General features: G+C 65.1%; 16 protein-coding genes. 15 read left to right on the top strand and 1 reads right to left on the bottom strand.

From position 1 onward, the window contains the following. Window positions 1–76 precede the first annotated feature (76 nt). A complete protein-coding gene (locus JQ627_RS15775) occupies window positions 77–1771 on the top strand; it encodes an AMP-binding protein (protein ID WP_212485078.1) in 1695 nt (564 codons plus the stop codon). 90 nt (window positions 1772–1861) lie between these two features. Here the strand turns inward: JQ627_RS15775 and JQ627_RS15770 are convergent, their stop codons facing one another. Continuing rightward, window positions 1862–2863 (bottom strand): adenosine kinase, encoded by a 1002-nt coding sequence (locus JQ627_RS15770; protein WP_212485077.1) that lies wholly within the window; start codon window positions 2861–2863, stop codon window positions 1862–1864. Between the two features lie 125 nt (window positions 2864–2988). Between JQ627_RS15770 and murJ the strand changes: the two genes are divergently transcribed. From murJ to JQ627_RS15700, 14 genes are all read left to right on the top strand, one after another. Further along, entirely contained in the window at window positions 2989–4539 is a 1551-nt protein-coding gene (gene murJ / locus JQ627_RS15765; protein WP_212485076.1) for a murein biosynthesis integral membrane protein MurJ, read from the top strand. A gap of 74 nt (window positions 4540–4613) precedes the next feature. Beyond that, complete coding sequence (gene trpS / locus JQ627_RS15760) at window positions 4614–5666, top strand: tryptophan--tRNA ligase (protein WP_212485075.1); 1053 nt, start codon at window positions 4614–4616, stop codon at window positions 5664–5666. A 106-nt stretch (window positions 5667–5772) separates the two neighbouring features. Beyond that, window positions 5773–6267 (top strand): universal stress protein, encoded by a 495-nt coding sequence (locus tag JQ627_RS15755; RefSeq protein WP_212485074.1) that lies wholly within the window; start codon window positions 5773–5775, stop codon window positions 6265–6267. Between the two features lie 291 nt (window positions 6268–6558). Further along, complete coding sequence (locus tag JQ627_RS15750; RefSeq protein ID WP_212485073.1) at window positions 6559–7128, top strand: NifU family protein; 570 nt, start codon at window positions 6559–6561, stop codon at window positions 7126–7128. Window positions 7129–7329: 201 nt separating this feature from the next. Then, window positions 7330–8025 carry a tRNA (adenosine(37)-N6)-threonylcarbamoyltransferase complex dimerization subunit type 1 TsaB gene (tsaB, locus tag JQ627_RS15745; RefSeq protein ID WP_212485115.1) on the top strand — a complete coding sequence of 232 codons (696 nt, stop codon included), beginning with the start codon at window positions 7330–7332 and terminating at the stop codon, window positions 8023–8025. Next, the gene (gene rimI, locus JQ627_RS15740) at window positions 8022–8507 is read left to right on the top strand and encodes a ribosomal protein S18-alanine N-acetyltransferase (RefSeq protein ID WP_212485072.1); all 486 of its coding nucleotides are present in this window, start codon (window positions 8022–8024) and stop codon (window positions 8505–8507) included. Before tsaB ends, rimI begins: the two co-directional genes overlap by 4 nt. A gap of 38 nt (window positions 8508–8545) precedes the next feature. Continuing rightward, the gene (locus tag JQ627_RS15735) at window positions 8546–9001 is read left to right on the top strand and encodes a Fur family transcriptional regulator (RefSeq protein WP_028150589.1); all 456 of its coding nucleotides are present in this window, start codon (window positions 8546–8548) and stop codon (window positions 8999–9001) included. A gap of 4 nt (window positions 9002–9005) precedes the next feature. Further along, window positions 9006–9686, top strand: coding sequence for an HAD family hydrolase (locus JQ627_RS15730; protein ID WP_212485071.1), 681 nt, complete (start codon window positions 9006–9008; stop codon window positions 9684–9686). A gap of 192 nt (window positions 9687–9878) precedes the next feature. Beyond that, window positions 9879–11276, top strand: coding sequence for a tRNA (N6-isopentenyl adenosine(37)-C2)-methylthiotransferase MiaB (gene miaB, locus JQ627_RS15725; protein WP_212485070.1), 1398 nt, complete (start codon window positions 9879–9881; stop codon window positions 11274–11276). 64 nt (window positions 11277–11340) lie between these two features. Further along, window positions 11341–12336: a PhoH family protein gene (locus JQ627_RS15720; RefSeq protein ID WP_212485069.1), complete on the top strand. Its 996-nt coding sequence runs from the start codon at window positions 11341–11343 to the stop codon at window positions 12334–12336. A gap of 82 nt (window positions 12337–12418) precedes the next feature. Next, window positions 12419–12907 carry an rRNA maturation RNase YbeY gene (ybeY, locus tag JQ627_RS15715; RefSeq protein ID WP_249143106.1) on the top strand — a complete coding sequence of 163 codons (489 nt, stop codon included), beginning with the start codon at window positions 12419–12421 and terminating at the stop codon, window positions 12905–12907. Between the two features lies 1 nt (window position 12908). Continuing rightward, window positions 12909–14027, top strand: a complete 1119-nt coding sequence (locus JQ627_RS15710) for a hemolysin family protein (protein ID WP_249143105.1) — start codon at window positions 12909–12911, stop codon at window positions 14025–14027. Further along, window positions 14024–15637, top strand: coding sequence for an apolipoprotein N-acyltransferase (gene lnt / locus JQ627_RS15705; protein WP_212485066.1), 1614 nt, complete (start codon window positions 14024–14026; stop codon window positions 15635–15637). The genes JQ627_RS15710 and lnt overlap by 4 nt, the downstream gene beginning before the upstream one ends. Before the next feature lie 215 nt (window positions 15638–15852). Beyond that, complete coding sequence (locus JQ627_RS15700; protein WP_008131807.1) at window positions 15853–16266, top strand: helix-turn-helix domain-containing protein; 414 nt, start codon at window positions 15853–15855, stop codon at window positions 16264–16266. The last annotated feature ends 25 nt before the right edge of the window (window positions 16267–16291 follow it).

The following is a 16291-nucleotide window of genomic DNA, read 5'->3' as shown; positions in this document are numbered from 1 at the left end:
CGTCATGGCCGGGCTTGTCCCGGCCATGACGACCGAAAAAGATCGCACTGACTATCTCTGACGAGAGGATTTCGAATTGTCAGACAAAGCCGACAGCTATGTTTGCGGCATCTCGGACACGCCGCTGCTCGGCGAAACCATCGGTCGCAACCTCGACCGCGCTGTGCGTCACTGGGGCCATCGCGAGGCGCTGGTCTCGCCTAGCCACGGCGTCAGGTGGACCTGGACGGAATTCGCCGAACGGGTCGACGCGCTCGCCGCCGGCTTTCTCGCGCTCGGCCTCGAGCGGGGGCAGCGGATCGGCATTTGGTCGCTGAACCGGCCGGAATGGACGCTGACCCAGTTCGCCGCCGCCAAGGCCGGCCTGATCCTGGTGACGATCAATCCCGCCTACCGCTTGAGCGAGCTGGAGTTCGCGCTGCGCAAGGTCGGCTGCAAGGCGATCGTCACGGCGACCGCGTTCAAAACCAGTCATTACATTGAGATGCTCAACACGCTGCTGCCGGAACTGGCCGGCGCCGAACCCGGAAGACTAAACGCGGCGCGACTGCCGGACTTGCGGATGGTGATCCAGATCGGCGGCCCCGCGGCATCAGGCACGATCCCGTTCGAAGAGGTCGCGCGCATGGGCGGAGCGCAGCATCGCGAGCAGCTCACTGCACTCGGCGCTGCCTTGCAATTCGACGCTCCCGTCAACATCCAGTTCACCAGCGGCACCACGGGATCGCCCAAGGGCGTGACGCTGACGCACCACAATATCCTCAACAACGGCTATTTCACGGGACGTGCGATGCACCTGACCGAGCAGGATCGCATCTGCATTCCGGTGCCGCTCTATCACTGCTTCGGCATGGTGATGGGCAACCTCGCCTCGGTCACGCTCGGCTCGACGATGGTCTATCCCGGCGAGGGTTTCGATCCGCTCGCGACGCTGCGCGCGATCGAGCAGGAAAAGTGCACGGCGCTGTACGGCGTGCCGACGATGTTCATCGCGGAGCTCGATCACCCCGAATTCCCAAAGTTCGACCTGACATCGCTGCGCACCGGCATCATGGCGGGCGCGCCCTGCCCGATCGAGGTGATGAAGCGCGTCAACACCGAGATGAACATGCGCGAGGTCACCATCGCCTACGGCATGACCGAGACCAGTCCGGTCAGCTTCCAGAGCGCGACGAACGACCCGCTCGAACGGCGCGTCTCGACCGTCGGACGGATCCATCCGCATGTCGAGGTCAAGGTCGTCGATCTCGAGGGCAGGATCGTCAAGCGCGGCGAACGCGGCGAGCTCTGCACCCGCGGCTACAGCATCATGCTGGGCTATTGGGAGGAGAAGGAAAAGACGGCGGACGTGCTTGATGCCAATGGCTGGATGCACACTGGCGATCTCGCCACCATCGACGACGGGGGCTATTGCAACATCGTCGGCCGCATCAAGGATCTGGTGATCCGCGGCGGCGAGAACCTCTATCCGCGCGAGATCGAGGAATTCCTGTATCGCCACCCCAAGATTCAGGACGTGCAGATTTTTGGCGTGGCAGACACCCGCTATGGCGAGGAGCTCTGCGCCTGGATCCGCGTCAGGCCGGGCGAGACGCTGACGGCCGAAGAGGTTCGCGCGTTCTGCGACGGCCAGATCGCTCACAACAAGATCCCGCGCTATGTGGAGTTCGTCGACGAGTTTCCGATGACCGTGACCGGCAAGATCCAGAAATTCGTGATGCGCGATGCGGTGGAACAGCGGCTGGGATTGAAGGCGGCGAAGACGGCTTAGAGCGCAGCAAAGCAATCCAGCCTGCCTCTGCGGAGATAGTCTGGATTGCTTCGTCGCTACGCTCCTCGCAATGACGGGGAGAAAGCGGAGTTAAACCGTCAACCCGCGCTGCTGCGCCAGCTCCTTCAGCGACACCTGTGGACGCGCGCCGATGTGCTGGATCACTTCGGCAGCCGCGAGCGCGCCGAGTTCGCCGCACTGCTTGTGCGCAAGGTTACGCGCCAGACCGTACAGGAAGCCGGCGGCGAAGAGATCACCGGCGCCGGTGGTGTCCACCAGCTTCGCGATCGGCGAAGCCGGCGCCGCGACGGCCTCGGTCGGCGTCACCACCACGCAGCCCTTCTCGCTGCGGGTGACCACGCCGAGACCGACGTCGTTGCGCAGCTGCTTCAGCGCGGTGTCGAAGTCCGAGGTCGTGTAGAGCGAATGCAGCTCGGACTCGTTGGCGAACACGATGTCGACCGTGCCGTTGCGCATCAGCTCGAGGAACTCGTCGCGATAGCGATCGACGCAGAACGAATCCGACAGCGTCAGCGCCACCTTGCGCTTGGCAGCATGGGCGATCTGGGCCGCCTTGACGAAGGCGTCCTTGGCGTTCTTGGGATCCCAGAGATAGCCCTCGAGATAGACGATGCCGGCAGAAGCGATCTCGGCCGGATCGATGTCGGTCGGCGACAAATCCTGCGCGGCGCCGAGATAGGTGTTCATGGTGCGCTCGCCGTCGCCCGTGACGAGGATGTAGGAACAGCCGGTCGCAGGGCCATCCTTCGCAGCGGGCGTGTTGAAGGCGACGCCGGCTGAGCGGATGTCGTGGACATAGAGCTTGCCGATCTGGTCGTCCTTGACCTTGCCGACATAGGCTGCGCGTGCACCGAGGCTGCCGATGCCGACGATGGTGTTGGCAGCCGAGCCGCCCGAGACTTCCGTCGCCGGCCCCATGTCCTTGTAGATGGCGGCGGCGCGCGCCTCGTCGATCAGGGACATGCTGCCCTTGGTCATGCCATGCTTGCCCAGAAAGGCTTCATCGGTCTTGACCAGCACGTCGAACAGCGCGTTGCCGATGCCGAGAACGTCATATTTCACGTCAGCCATTCACCTTGATCCTGTTTGCCGGATTGCGATACCCGCGGAAATCCGCTTCCTGTCGGTCTGAAATCTGGCTCGCGGCCTATCACGACCGGCCCTGCCCGGGCAAGCAACGGTATTATGTCGGCGCAATGATCCGCTCCTTCCTGACAGTCTCGACGGGAACACTGGCCTCGCGGCTCTTGGGCTTTGCCCGCGATTCCCTGATCGCGGCGCTGCTCGGCACCGGCGCCGTGGCCGACGCGTTTCTGGCGGCGTTCCAGCTCGTCAATGTCGTGCGGCGGCTGCTCAGCGAGGGGGCGCTCAATGCGGCGCTGATCCCGGCCTGGCTGCGCGTCCGTGAGCGCGACGGCGAGGCTGCCGCGGCAGCGTTCGCCGGACTCGTGCTTGGCACGGTCAGCGTGGCCCTGATCGCGATCTCGCTCGTGATTGCCCTCTTGATGCCGCTGATCATCACGGTCATCGCGCCCGGATTTCTGGGCAGCGGCACGCTCGATCTCGCCGTCAAGAACGCGCGGCTGATGCTGCCTTATCTCGCCTTTGCCGGCCCCGTCACGGTGCTGATGGGACTGCTCAACGCGCAAGGCCGCTTTGCTCTCACGGCGTTCTCGCCGCTGCTGTTCAATATGGCGCTCATCGCAGCGATCGCAGCGTTGCTCGCCTGGCATGCTGATGCGAGTTTCGCCGCGTGGATGCTCGCCGCCACGGTCGGCGTCGCCGGCCTGCTGCAATTGCTGATGCTCTTGTCGCAGCGAAGCGCGCGACTGGCCACGCCGCTGCGGATCAGCTTCGACGCGGCGATGCGCACCTTCTTTGCCAAGGCCATTCCCGGCATGATCGCAAGCTCGGGCCCGCAATGGCTGATGGTCGCCGGCGCGATCATCGCCTCCGCCACGCCCTCCGCGGTCTCCTGGCTCTATTTCGCCAACCGCCTGATCGAGCTGCCGCTCGGCATCGTCGGCGTCGCCATGGGCACGGTGCTGGTGCCGGAGCTGACGCGCGCGGTGAGCAGCGGCGACCGCGACGCCGTCGCGCACGCGGAATCGCGCGCGCTGGAACTCGCCGCGGGGCTGGCGCTGCCGGCAACGCTCGGCCTGATCGTGCTGGCCGAGCCGATCGTGCGGCTGCTGTTCGAGCATGGCGCGTTCGGCGCCGATGACAGCATGGCGACCTCCCACGCGCTGATGTGGTTGGCGCTGGGCCTGCCGGCCCACGTGCTGATCAAGGCGCTGTCGCCGGCTTACTATGCCCGCAGCGACACGATGACGCCGCTGCTGGCAACGGCCAAGGGTTTTGTGGTCGCGATCGCCCTCGCTGTCGTGCTCGGACACTTCCTCGGCGCGAGCGGAATCGCTGCCAGCATCGCGGCCGGCGCCTGGAGCAGTGCGATCTCGCTGTTGCGGAAAGGCACCAGCGAGTTCGGCTTCTCGGTCGATGCGGCCGCCCGCAACCGGCTGCCGCGGATCGTGCTCGCCGCGGCTGCCATGGGCGGCCTGCTCTGGCTCACGACCGGTCTGTCGTCCGCCGAAGCGCATGGGCTCATCCGCTTCATCGTCCTGGGCGTGCAGATCGCGGCCGGGATCGCCGTCTATGGCCTGCTCCTGCAGGTCCTGGGCGCGGCCTCATGGCGCGAGGCGGCTAAAGTGCTGAAGCGTCCGGCCCAGACCGAGTCCGAGACGTGATGCCATCGAATTACCCTTGACGGGGCAGCGCCGCTGTTGGAAACGACGGCCGAATACCTTCCAGGAAGGCGACCATGGCATTCGTTGAACGGGTCTTTTCGGGCGTCCAGCCGACGGGCAATCTGCACCTCGGCAATTACCTCGGCGCGATCGTCAACTTCGTGAAGATGCAGGAAACCCACAACTGCATCTATTGCGTCGTCGACATGCATGCGATCACGCAAGGGGTGGACGTCTGGGGCGGACCGGTCGAGCTCGCGCGCAACACCCGCGAGGTGACCGCGGCGTTCATCGCGAGCGGCATCGATCCGAAGAAGCACATCGTGTTCAACCAGAGCCAGGTCTCGGGTCACGCCGAGCTCACCTGGATCTTCAACTGCGTCGCGCGCATGGGCTGGCTGGGCCGCATGACCCAGTTCAAGGAGAAGGCCGGCAAGGACCGCGAGAATGCGTCGGTCGGGCTGTTCGACTATCCCGTGCTGATGGCCGCCGACATTCTGCTGTACCGCGCCACCCACGTTCCGGTCGGCGAGGACCAGAAGCAGCATCTCGAGCTGTCGCGCGACATCGCGCAGAAGTTCAACAACGATTTTGGCGACTCGATCCGCAACCTCGGCGCCAATGACGGCCTGTTCTTCCCGCTGCCGGAACCCTTGATCACGGGCCCGGCGACGCGCGTGATGTCCTTACGCGACGGCACCAAGAAGATGTCGAAGTCGGATGCCTCCGACAATTCGCGCATCAATTTGACCGACGACGCCGACACCATCGCGCAGAAGGTACGCAAGGCGAAGACCGATCCGGAGCCGTTGCCATCAGAGGAAAAGGGCCTGGAAGCGCGTCCCGAGGCCGACAATCTCGTCGGCATCTTCGCGGCGCTCTCCGGCCGCTCCAAGGCCGACGTGCTCAGAGAATTCGGCGGCGGCCAGTTCTCCAGCTTCAAGAATTCGCTGGTCGAGCTGTGCGTCACGAAGCTCGCACCGATCGCCGGCGAGATGAAGCGCCTCGTCGCCGACCCCGGCCATATCGACGCGGTCCTGAACGATGGCGCCGACCGTGCCCGCGCGATCGCCGACGAGACCATGAAGCTCTCGAAGGACATCGTCGGCTTCATCCGCCGGCGCTGATTCCTGCGGTTGCGAAGTCTGGCCGGCGCCGCGGCGTCGGCCCCCCCCTCTCCCAAACGAACAGGGAGTGTGGCAGCATGCCGTCCGTGCACATTCCGGGACATGCATGACCAGCAAGCGACTTTGCTTCGAGCCGGGGCACAAGCCCAAATGCCTCGTGATCGTCGATGACACCGCCGAATGGGATCGCGCGGTCTATTACGCCAGCCGCTGGGCGATCCGCGCCGGCGGCGGCGTGGTGATGCTGCGCATCATCGAGCCCGAGCAGCAGAGCCAGGAATGGCTGGGTGTCGCCGACATCATGCGCGCCGAGGCGCAGGAGGCGGCGGAAGCCGCGCTCGACCGCGCCGCCGGCCGCGCCAACGGCATCGCCGCGATCACGCCGGAGCGGGTGATCCGTGAAGGCGATGCCATGGAACAACTGCTCGCCGTGATCGATGATGACCCTGACATCGCCATGCTGGTGCTCGCCGCCAATCCCGGCGCGGAGGGTCCGGGACCGCTGGTCTCGCTGCTCGCCCATGCGCTGGGCACGTTCCCGGTGCCGGTGACGATCATCTCGGGCGCGCTGAGCGATGGAAGCGTGGATTCGCTGTCGTAGCTCCCTTCTTACCCTCCCCTGGAGGGGAGGGTCGATCGCGCGCAGCGCGAGCGGGGTGGGGTGATCTCTCAACACGGGCAGTGTGCGAGGTGGAGGGACCGGCACCCGCCCCGCTGCGCGTTCAGCTTCGCTGCATGCGTAGCGCCCCCTCCAGGGGAGGGTAAGCGAAGCCCAAGCCGCTGAAAATATTGGACTAATACTCTACTCCCCCTTGACCGTGCGTTCGCCGTCGCCATCTGCTAGTGGATAGGGCACGCGCCGGCCTTGAACCGGTGACGTCTGGAGAAAACCATGTTTATTCAAACCGAAGCCACCCCAAATCCTGCCACGCTGAAGTTCATTCCCGGCCGCGTGGTGGTCGACGGCAGCCCGATGGAGTTTTCGAGCCGCGAAGCCGCAGGCCGTTCGCCGCTCGCCGAAAAGCTGTTCGACGTGCCCGGCGTCACCGGCGTGTTCTATGGATCGGATTTCATCACCGTGACCAAGGCGAACGGTGAATGGCAGCAGCTCAAGCCCGCGATCCTCGGTGCCATCATGGAGCACTACATGTCCGGCGCGCCGCTGCTCGCCGACGGAGCCGTCCAGAGCGATGCCGACCTCGACGACGAGGACGAGTTCTTCGACGAGGCCGATGCCGAGACCGTCGACATGATCAAGGATCTGATCGAGACCCGCGTGCGGCCGGCGGTCGCCAATGACGGCGGCGACATTACCTTCCGCGGCTTCAAGGACGGTGTCGTCTATCTCAACATGAAGGGTGCCTGTTCCGGCTGCCCGTCATCGACCGCGACGCTCCAGCACGGCATCCAGAATTTGCTCAAGCATTTCGTGCCCGACGTGGTCGAAGTCCGGCCAATGTAGGCAATGCCGTGGGGTGGGCAAAGGCGCACTTGCGCCGTGCCCGCCAACCAAGGTGAAACAGCCGTGGTGGGCACGCTTCGCTTTGCCCACCCTACGAAGTGGGGCGATATCAGGGGGGCTACGAACAGTGCGTGAAGAATGGCGGATTGGCGCGTGGTTCGCTACACTCCTCGTTATTCGCCACTCGCCATTCGCGTTCTCATGCTGATCCTTGCCATCGATACCGCGCTGGAGGCGTGCGCGGCCGCCGTTCTCGACACCGACGCCGGCCAGCTCCTTGCGCAGGAATCGCTTCTGATGAAGCGTGGCCACGCCGAAGCGCTGATGCCGATGATCGCGCGCGTGATGCAATCGGCCGATCTTGCCTTCACCTCGCTCGACCGCATCGCCGTCACCGTCGGCCCCGGAAGCTTCACGGGCCTGAGAGTCGGGATTTCGGCGGCGCGCGGCCTTGCGCTTGCGGCGAAACGGCCCGCCGCCGGGCTGACGACGTTATCGGCCTATGCCGCCACCGTCGTCGGCCAGAGCGGAACGGCGCCGGTGATCTCGGCGATCGATGCGCGGCACGATCACGTCTACTTCCAGATCGTGGCCGGCGACGGCAGCCAGCTGGTGCGGCCGAGCGTCGTTCCAATTGACGAGGCGATCGCGGCCTCGCAATTCGGCGCGCCGCATCTGGTCGGCAATGCCGCAAAGATCCTCGCCGATCGCTGGCCGAAGGATGGTCCGCAACCCGTTGCGGTCGACGCGCAGCCCGCGCCCGATATCGGCTGGATCGCGTGGCTTGGAGCCGCGGCCGATCCCGAGACAAATCCGGCGCGGCCGTTTTATCTGCGCGCACCCGATGCAAAGCCGCCCGCACAGCCACCGCTCGCAGCACAAGCCGCAACCTCATGATGAGATGGCTTTCGGAATGGTGGCGCGGCGGCACGGCCGCCGTCGAGCCGGCGTCCACGCGCGACGCCGTACGGCTGGCGCAGTTGCACGGACAATCCTTTGCCCGCGGCTGGGGCGAAGCCGAGTTCGAGGGCATGATCGGCGAGCACAACACGCTCGTGCACCGGTTGCGGCTCGGCCGCAAGACAATCGGGTTCGCGGTCTCGCGGATCGGCGCGGACGAAGCGGAAATCCTCTCCATCGCCGTCGACCAGGCTCACCGCGGCCGCGGCCTTTCCCGCACGCTGCTGATGACACATCTCGGCCACCTCGCAGGACGCGGCGTGCGCACAATATTTCTCGAAGTCGAGGAAAATAACCAGCCGGCGCGGCGGCTCTACGATCGGGCCGGATTCATGGTGGTCGGGCGCCGCGAACGCTACTATAAGCAGCCCAACGGGGAACAATTGAACGCACTTCTGATGCGACGTGACTTGTCGTAACATTGATGGCAGAAAGCGCCCCGTCAGGCAGACACCCTATGACTGGACTTAAACCTTCCTCCGCCTCCAAGGCGACCGGCATCGAGGCGCGCTGCGCCGCCACCGGCATGCGCATGACCGAGCAGCGCCGCGTCATCGCCCGCGTGCTGGCGGAATCGGTCGACCATCCCGACGTCGAGGAACTTTACCGGCGCTGTGTCGCCGTCGACGACAAGATCTCGATCTCGACCGTGTATCGCACCGTCAAGCTGTTCGAGGATGCAGGCATCATCGAGCGCCATGATTTCCGCGAGGGCCGCGCGCGCTACGAGACGATGCGCGACAGCCATCACGACCACCTCATCAATCTGCGCGACGGCAAGGTGATCGAGTTCACCTCCGAGGAGATCGAGAAGCTCCAGGCGGAGATCGCCCGCAAGCTCGGCTACAAGCTGGTCGACCATCGGCTCGAACTCTATTGCGTCCCGCTCGACGACGACAAGCCGACGTCCTGATCTAGTGGCTGTCGAACTGATCATCTTCGATTGCGACGGCGTGCTCGTGGACAGCGAGGTCATCTCCTGTCGCGCGCATGCGGACGTGCTGACGCGGCATGGCTATCCGATCACGTCGGAGCAGGTGCTGGTCCGCTTCCTCGGCGTCTCCGAGAAAGACGCACGGCGGATGGTCGAGCAGGAGATCGGCCGCAGCCTTCCCGACGATCTGGAGCAGCAGGTGAGCGCGGCCACGCTGCAATTCTACGCCAGCGATCTGCAACCGATCACTCATGTCGCCGCGGCGATCGCTGCGATCAACTTACCGAAATGCGTTGCCTCGAGCGGGACGCCGGAGAAGATCCATCACGGCCTGACATGCGCCGGGCTCTACGACTTGCTCGCCCCGAACATCTTTTCCGCAAGCCAGGTCGCGCGCGGCAAGCCCGCGCCCGATCTGTTTTTGTTTGCCGCCGAGCAGATGAAAGCGGCGCCGGAACGGTGTGTTGTGATCGAGGACAGCGTCCCCGGGGTAACAGGCGCGCACGCCGCCGGCATGACCGTGCTTGGCTTTCACGGCGGCAGCCACTGCCCGCCGGGTCACGCCGAACGGCTGCGGGCCGCCGGCGCCGCATTGACGTTCGACGATATGCGGCAACTGCCGGAGCTGGTCCGGCGGGTCGGAGCGACCGCCCTGGCGGGCTGATTTCGGCCCCTCGGCGTCATTCCGGGGCACGCGCGGCGCGCGTGAACCCGGAATCTCGGGCCAAAACCTCTGGATTCCGGGTTCACCCGTCTTCTGGGCGCCCCGGAATACCGTTTGGGGCCCCCCAATCGCTGGATTTTCGGCCCTCCAGCCTATATCTGAGGGCCGTTCTCCACCTCAATTCCGGGTTCCATGAAGCCGCCGCGCAAGCTGCACATCAAATCATATGGCTGCCAGATGAACGTCTACGATGCCCAGCGCATGGTGGACACACTGGCTCCGGAAGGATTCGTGGAGACGGCCAGCGCGGAGGACGCTGACCTCGTCATCCTCAACACCTGCCATATCCGCGAGAAGGCCTCCGAAAAGGTCTATTCCGAGCTCGGCCGCCTGCGCGTCGCCAAGGACGAGGCCGCGCGCGGGGGCCGTGCGATGCAGATCGCGGTCGCGGGCTGCGTAGCGCAGGCCGAGGGCGAGGAGATCGTGCGCCGCGCGCCGGTGGTCGACGTCGTGGTCGGCCCGCAGAGCTATCATCATTTGCCCGAGCTGTTGAAGCGCGCCGGCGACGAAGGCCGCGCGATCGAGACCGAGTTTCCCGCCGCCGACAAGTTCGGCTTCCTCGCCCAGCCAAAACCCGACGCGATCCGCGCGCGCGGCATTTCCGCTTTCGTCACAGTGCAGGAAGGCTGCGACAAGTTCTGCACCTTCTGCGTCGTGCCCTACACGCGTGGTTCGGAAGTCTCGCGGCCGGTCGCCAAGATCGTCGACGACGTGAAGCGGCTCGCCGACAATGGCGTGCGCGAGCTCACGCTGATCGGGCAGAACGTCAACGCCTATCATGGCGAGGGGCCGGACGGAAAAAGCTGGCCGCTCGGCCGGCTGCTCGAGCATCTGGCGAAAATCCCCGGCATCGCGCGACTGCGCTATTCGACCAGCCATCCCCGCGACGTCGATGACAGTTTGATTGCAGCCCATCGCGATCTCGGCGAGCTGATGCCGTTCGTGCACCTGCCGGTGCAATCGGGTTCGGACCGGATTCTGGCCGCCATGAACCGGAAACATACCGCCGATGATTATCGGCGTGTCATCGACCGTTTCCGGGCCGCGCGCCAAGACATTGCTTTTTCATCGGATTTTATCGTGGGCTTCCCCGGCGAAAGCGAGCAAGATTTTCTCGCCACCCTCGCGCTTGTCACGCAAATCGGCTACGCTGCGGCGTATTCGTTCAAATATTCCGCCCGGCCGGGAACGCCGGCCGCGGATATGCAGGAGACGGTGTCCCCCGCCGAGATGGACCAGCGATTGGAGCGGCTCCAGGAACTGATCGACAGCCAGCAATCGGCCTTCAACAAGGCTGCGATTGGCTCAACGGTCGATGTGCTGTTCGAGCGTCCGGCCCGCAAGGAGGGCCAGATCGTCGGCCGCACCGCCTTCCTCCAGCCTGCGCATGTGATGGCCTCGCCCGACATTATCGGACAGATCCTGCCGGTCCGGATCGACAGCCTCGAACGCTATAGTTTTCTCGGTGAGCTCGTGACACCGCACGCGGCGCGCGAGCCCGCTTTATCGCAAATCGCCATTGGAGCCTGAACCCTTGCCAAAAAGCGCATCGGATTCGTCTTCGTTCGCTCCCAGCCGCAAATTTGACCGCGACATGCAAGTTCCGCCCGAGACCCAGGTCGTCATCGATTTCGACGACAATCGCGCCGCTTCCGCGCTGGTCGGCCCCTACGGCCAGAATCTCGCGCAGATCGAGCGGCGGCTCGGCGTCGTGGTCGACTCCAAGGGCAACCACATCACCATCGGCGGCACACGCGACGGCTGCGACGCCGCGCGCCGCGTGCTGGAGACACTCTACGCGCAGGCCGTGAAAGGGCAGGATCTCGACCAGGGCGAGGTCGAAGGCGCGATTCGCGCCGTGATCGCCCAGGGCTCCCTGTTCGAATTCGACGCCAAATCGGTCAAATCCACCTTCGACAGCATCAACCTGCGCAAGCGCCCGGTGCGGGCACGCACCGCAGCGCAGGATTCCTACATCCGAGCGCTGAAGCGTCACGAGCTGGTGTTCGGCATCGGCCCCGCCGGCACCGGCAAGACCTGGCTCGCGGTCGCGCATGCCGCGCAGCTGTTCGAGCGCAAGGAAGTCGACAAGATCATCCTGTCACGTCCGGCGGTCGAGGCCGGCGAGCGGCTCGGCTTTTTGCCCGGCGATCTCCGCGAGAAGGTCGATCCCTATCTGCGTCCGATCTACGACGCGCTTTACGACCTCATGGACGCGCGCATCGTCGAGCGCGCGCTCCAGACCGGCGAGATCGAGATCGCGCCGCTTGCCTTCATGCGCGGCCGCACGCTGACCAATGCCGCGATCATCCTGGACGAGGCCCAGAACACCACGTCGATGCAGATGAAGATGTTCTTGACCCGTCTCGGCGAGAACAGCCGCATGATCGTGACCGGCGACCCCTCGCAGATCGACCTGCCGAACGGCCAGACCTCGGGTCTCGCCGAGGCAACGCGCCTGCTGGGCGGCGTCGAAGGCATTGCACAAGTTCATTTCAAAGCCGAGGACGTGATCCGCCACGAGCTCGTGGCGCGGATCGTCGCCGCCTACGAAAGTTCGCCGCAGCGGCCGGCCACCGGTAAATCGTAACGAGACAACAGCCGGACCATACGGACGCGGACAGGGCGTCCATTCGTTCCGAACAAACAAGATGTCACATCCAAACCTTCCCATGACCGAGGTCCTCGTCGTCGCCGATTGCTGGCAGCGCGAACCCGATTTCGAAGCGGTGATCCAGCGGGCGGTGGCAGCCGCCGCCGAGAGTGTCGACGAGGACGTTGCCGACGCCGAAGTGGCCGTGATGCTGACCGATGATGCCGGCATCCGCACCCTCAACAGCAACTGGCGCGGCATCGACAAGCCGACCAACGTGCTGTCGTTTCCAGCGCTCCAGCCGGAGGGCGAGTGGAAGCCCGGCGATGCGCCACGCATGCTCGGCGACATCGCGATCGCCTACGAGACCATGCGTCGCGAGGCGGACGAGGAACAGAAGCCGTTCGATCATCATTTGAGCCATCTCGCCGTGCATGGTTTCCTGCACCTGATCGGCTACGATCACGAGGACGATGGCGACGCGGAGGAGATGGAAGCGCTCGAACGAGAGATCCTGTCTCATCTCGGCATACCCGATCCCTATGCAGACCGCCCGGGGACGCATTGAGATGCCCGATTCCGACCCAATTCACGACAATCCGCGCAATACCGCCAATTTGCCGGTCGTGGTGACATCCGGCGAGGTGATGCGCCCGACCGCGGAAGGCTGGCTGCTGCGTGCCATTCGCACCCTGTTCGGCTGGAAGGCGGGATCGGTGCGCGACGATCTCCAGGTCGTGCTCGACGCCACGACGCCTGACGACACCGGCTTTTCGACCGTCGAGCGCACCATGTTGCGCAACATCCTCGGTCTGCACGAGCGCCGCATCGCCGACGTCATGGTGCATCGCGCCGACATCATCGCGGTGAAGCGCGACATCCCGCTCGGCGAGTTGATGGACCGCTTCGAAAGCGCCGGCCATTCGCGCCTCGTCGTCTACAACGAGACGCTGGACGATCCCGTCGGCATCGTCCACATCCGTGATCTGCTCGCTTTCATGACCGTGCGCGCGCGGGTGTCGGAGGCCACGAAGACCAAGCGCAAGAAGCCGCTGCCGGCCGGCCTCGACCTGCGTACGGTTGATCTGGCATTGCCGCTGCAGGATGCGCGCATCATCCGCAAGCTGCTCTACGTGCCACCGTCGATGCGGGCGATCGACCTGCTGGCGCAGATGCAGGCCACGCGCATTCATCTGGCGCTGGTGGTCGACGAATATGGCGGCAGTGACGGGCTGGTTTCGCTGGAGGACATCGTCGAGCAGATCGTCGGCGAGATCGACGACGAGCACGACAGCGACGAGCCGCCCTCGATCGTGCGGCTGCCCGACAACGCCTTCATCGCCGATGCCCGCGCCAGCCTCGACGACGTTCGCACGGTGATCGGCGAGGACTTCGTCACCGGCGAGGCCGGCGAGGAAGTCGAGACGCTCGGCGGCTATCTCGTCAGCCACGTCGGCCGCCTGCCGGTGCGCGGCGAGGTGATCTCGGGCCCCGGCAATTACGAGGTCGAGGTGCTCGATGCCGATCCGCGCCGCGTCAAGCGGCTGCGCATCTCGACGCGCAAGGAACGGCCCGCGCCGCGCACCCAGCGCGAGAGCCGCCGCCGCGAGGCCCCGCCGGAGAGCGGTCAACCGCCTTCCAGCGACACGCCCGTCCCGCCGCCAAGCGACGGGACCGGCTCGCAGTGATCCTGTTCCAACGGCTTCGGCAGATTGCGCTTGCCATCATCCTCACCTGGGGATGGAAGCGCGCGCTCGTCGCGATGGGGTGCGGTGCGCTGTCGGTGCTGGCGCTGGCGCCGTTCAATGTCTTTCCGGTGCTGTTCATTACCTTCCCGGTGCTGGTCTGGCTGATCGACGGCGCGGGCGCCGGACGATATGGCGGCGTCCCCGCCGCGGCACTGACGGGCTATTGGTTCGGGCTCGGCTACTTCGTCCCCGGCCTCTACTGGATCGGCTACGCCTTCTTCGTCGACGCCGATGTGTTCGCGTGGCTGACGCCGTTCGCCGTGCTTGGCTTGCCGGCCTATCTCTCCATCTTCACCGCAATCGGATTTGCGCTGGCCCGCCTGCTCTGGACCAAGGATGCCACGCGCATCCTCGCGCTCGCCGCGAGCCTCACCGTCGCCGAATGGCTGCGCGGTCACGCATTGACCGGCTTCCCCTGGAACGCGTTCGGCTATGCCCTGTCCGAGCCGCTGCCGCTGGCGCAGACGGCGTCGCTGATCGGCCTGTGGGGCATGACGTTCCTCAGCGTCGCGATCTTCGCAAGCCCCGCGGCGCTGATCGACCGCACGCCTGATCGCCGCCCGGCCTGGCGCGCGCCGGCTGCCGCGATTGCGCTTCTGATTGGCATGGGCATCTTCGGCGCGATCCGCCTGTCGCTGCATCCGACCACCATGGTCGCGGGCGCGAAGCTGCGCCTGATGCAGCCGGACCTCCGGCAGGACGCGAAATTCAACTACGCCGCCAAGGCGGAGGTGATGAAGAAATATCTGGCGCTGTCGGATCGCGCCTCGGGGCCGCAATCGACCGGCGTGCGCGACGCCACCATCCTGATCTGGCCGGAATCCGCATTTCCGTTCTTCCTGACCCGCGAAGCCGACGCGATGGCGCAGATCGCCGAGCTTTTGCCGAAGGGCACGGTGCTGATCACGGGCTCGGTCCGCGCCCCCGAACTGCCGCGGGGCACGCCGATCACGCGCGCCTACAACTCGATCTACGTGATCGATCACGACGGCAGCGTGCTCTCGGTCTACGACAAGCTGCACCTCGTGCCGTTCGGCGAATTCCTGCCCTACCAGGGCCTGATGGAGAAGCTCGGCTTCGAGCAACTCACGCGCGTCCGCGGCGGCTTCATTCCCGGCACCGTGCGACATGCGCTGCCGGTGCCCGGCGCGCCGTCCGCGCTGCCGCTGATATGCTACGAAGCAATCTTTCCCGGCGAGGTGGCTGGCCGCAATGAGCGTCCGGGATGGATCGTGAACCTCACCAATGACGGTTGGTTCGGCATCTCGACCGGTCCCTATCAGCATCTCGAGCAGGCCCGGATGCGCGCGATCGAACTCGGATTGCCGCTGGTCCGGTCCGCCAATACCGGCATCTCCGCTGTGATCGATCCGGTGGGACGAACCGTTGCCAGCCTCGGCCTCGGCGTCGAAGGCATTTTGGATGCAAGCCTGCCCGCCGCAATACCGCCGACCGTCTATGCGCGGGTAGGCGATGTGCCCGCAGCCATGCTCGTTGCGCTGGCGGTGATTCTGGCGGTCCGCCGACGTGTTGCCAAACGGCACCCCTGATCACGCCCTCGCCGCCGCCGGAATCCTTTGACAACCGTAGTCCCACGGTTGACAGACTGCACGCGGGTTCCTCATTCTGCATCCGCTGCGAAAGACAGTGGGCGTTGCTAAATTTCTCCGCAATGTTTCCCAATAACAGGGTTTGATTTTGACGATGCTGGCACCTGAGGCATTCCAGTCGATTGCGCTGAAGGTGGTGTTTGGAGGCTGAGGAAATGTCGAAAGCGCCCAACCCTGTTGACAAATATGTCGGCAGCCGCGTGCGCATGCGCCGCATCATGTTGGGCATGAGTCAGGAAAAGCTCGGTGAAGCTTTGGGCCTGACGTTCCAGCAGATCCAGAAGTACGAGAAGGGCACGAATCGCGTCGGCGCGAGTCGTATCCAGCAGATCGCCGAGATTCTCCAGGTGCCGGTGTCGTTTCTGTTCGAGGGCGGACCGAGCGGCGTAGCTGGCCCGGACGGCTTCGCCGAAGGCGCCTCGCCTTCCTACGTCTCGGACTTCCTCGCGACCTCCGAAGGTCTCGCTTTGACCAAGGCATTCACCCGAATCACTGATTCGAAGATGCGCCGCTCGATCGTCGATCTCGTCGAGCAGATCGCCGCCCGCGAAGGTCCCGACAAACGGTGACGCGACGGCTCAATCCGATTTGAGG

The sequence above is a fragment of the Bradyrhizobium liaoningense genome (genome assembly GCF_018130785.1).
Taxonomy (GTDB): domain Bacteria; phylum Pseudomonadota; class Alphaproteobacteria; order Rhizobiales; family Xanthobacteraceae; genus Bradyrhizobium; species Bradyrhizobium liaoningense_A.
Note: the sequence above shows the minus strand (reverse complement) of the source record. Positions and strands in the feature narration are given on the sequence as shown.

Coding starts and splice junctions, on each gene's coding strand:
- miaB (WP_212485070.1), top strand. CDS start 9,879: ATGAAGCCGCCGCGCAAGCTGCACATCAAATCATATGGCTGCCAGATG.
- JQ627_RS15755 (WP_212485074.1), top strand. CDS start 5,773: ATGACCAGCAAGCGACTTTGCTTCGAGCCGGGGCACAAGCCCAAATGC.
- rimI (WP_212485072.1), top strand. CDS start 8,022: ATGATGAGATGGCTTTCGGAATGGTGGCGCGGCGGCACGGCCGCCGTC.
- murJ (WP_212485076.1), top strand. CDS start 2,989: ATGATCCGCTCCTTCCTGACAGTCTCGACGGGAACACTGGCCTCGCGG.
- JQ627_RS15710 (WP_249143105.1), top strand. CDS start 12,909: ATGCCCGATTCCGACCCAATTCACGACAATCCGCGCAATACCGCCAAT.
- trpS (WP_212485075.1), top strand. CDS start 4,614: ATGGCATTCGTTGAACGGGTCTTTTCGGGCGTCCAGCCGACGGGCAAT.
- JQ627_RS15735 (WP_028150589.1), top strand. CDS start 8,546: ATGACTGGACTTAAACCTTCCTCCGCCTCCAAGGCGACCGGCATCGAG.
- JQ627_RS15750 (WP_212485073.1), top strand. CDS start 6,559: ATGTTTATTCAAACCGAAGCCACCCCAAATCCTGCCACGCTGAAGTTC.
- JQ627_RS15700 (WP_008131807.1), top strand. CDS start 15,853: ATGTCGAAAGCGCCCAACCCTGTTGACAAATATGTCGGCAGCCGCGTG.
- JQ627_RS15720 (WP_212485069.1), top strand. CDS start 11,341: ATGCAAGTTCCGCCCGAGACCCAGGTCGTCATCGATTTCGACGACAAT.
- ybeY (WP_249143106.1), top strand. CDS start 12,419: ATGACCGAGGTCCTCGTCGTCGCCGATTGCTGGCAGCGCGAACCCGAT.
- tsaB (WP_212485115.1), top strand. CDS start 7,330: ATGCTGATCCTTGCCATCGATACCGCGCTGGAGGCGTGCGCGGCCGCC.
- JQ627_RS15770 (WP_212485077.1), bottom strand. CDS start 2,863: ATGGCTGACGTGAAATATGACGTTCTCGGCATCGGCAACGCGCTGTTC.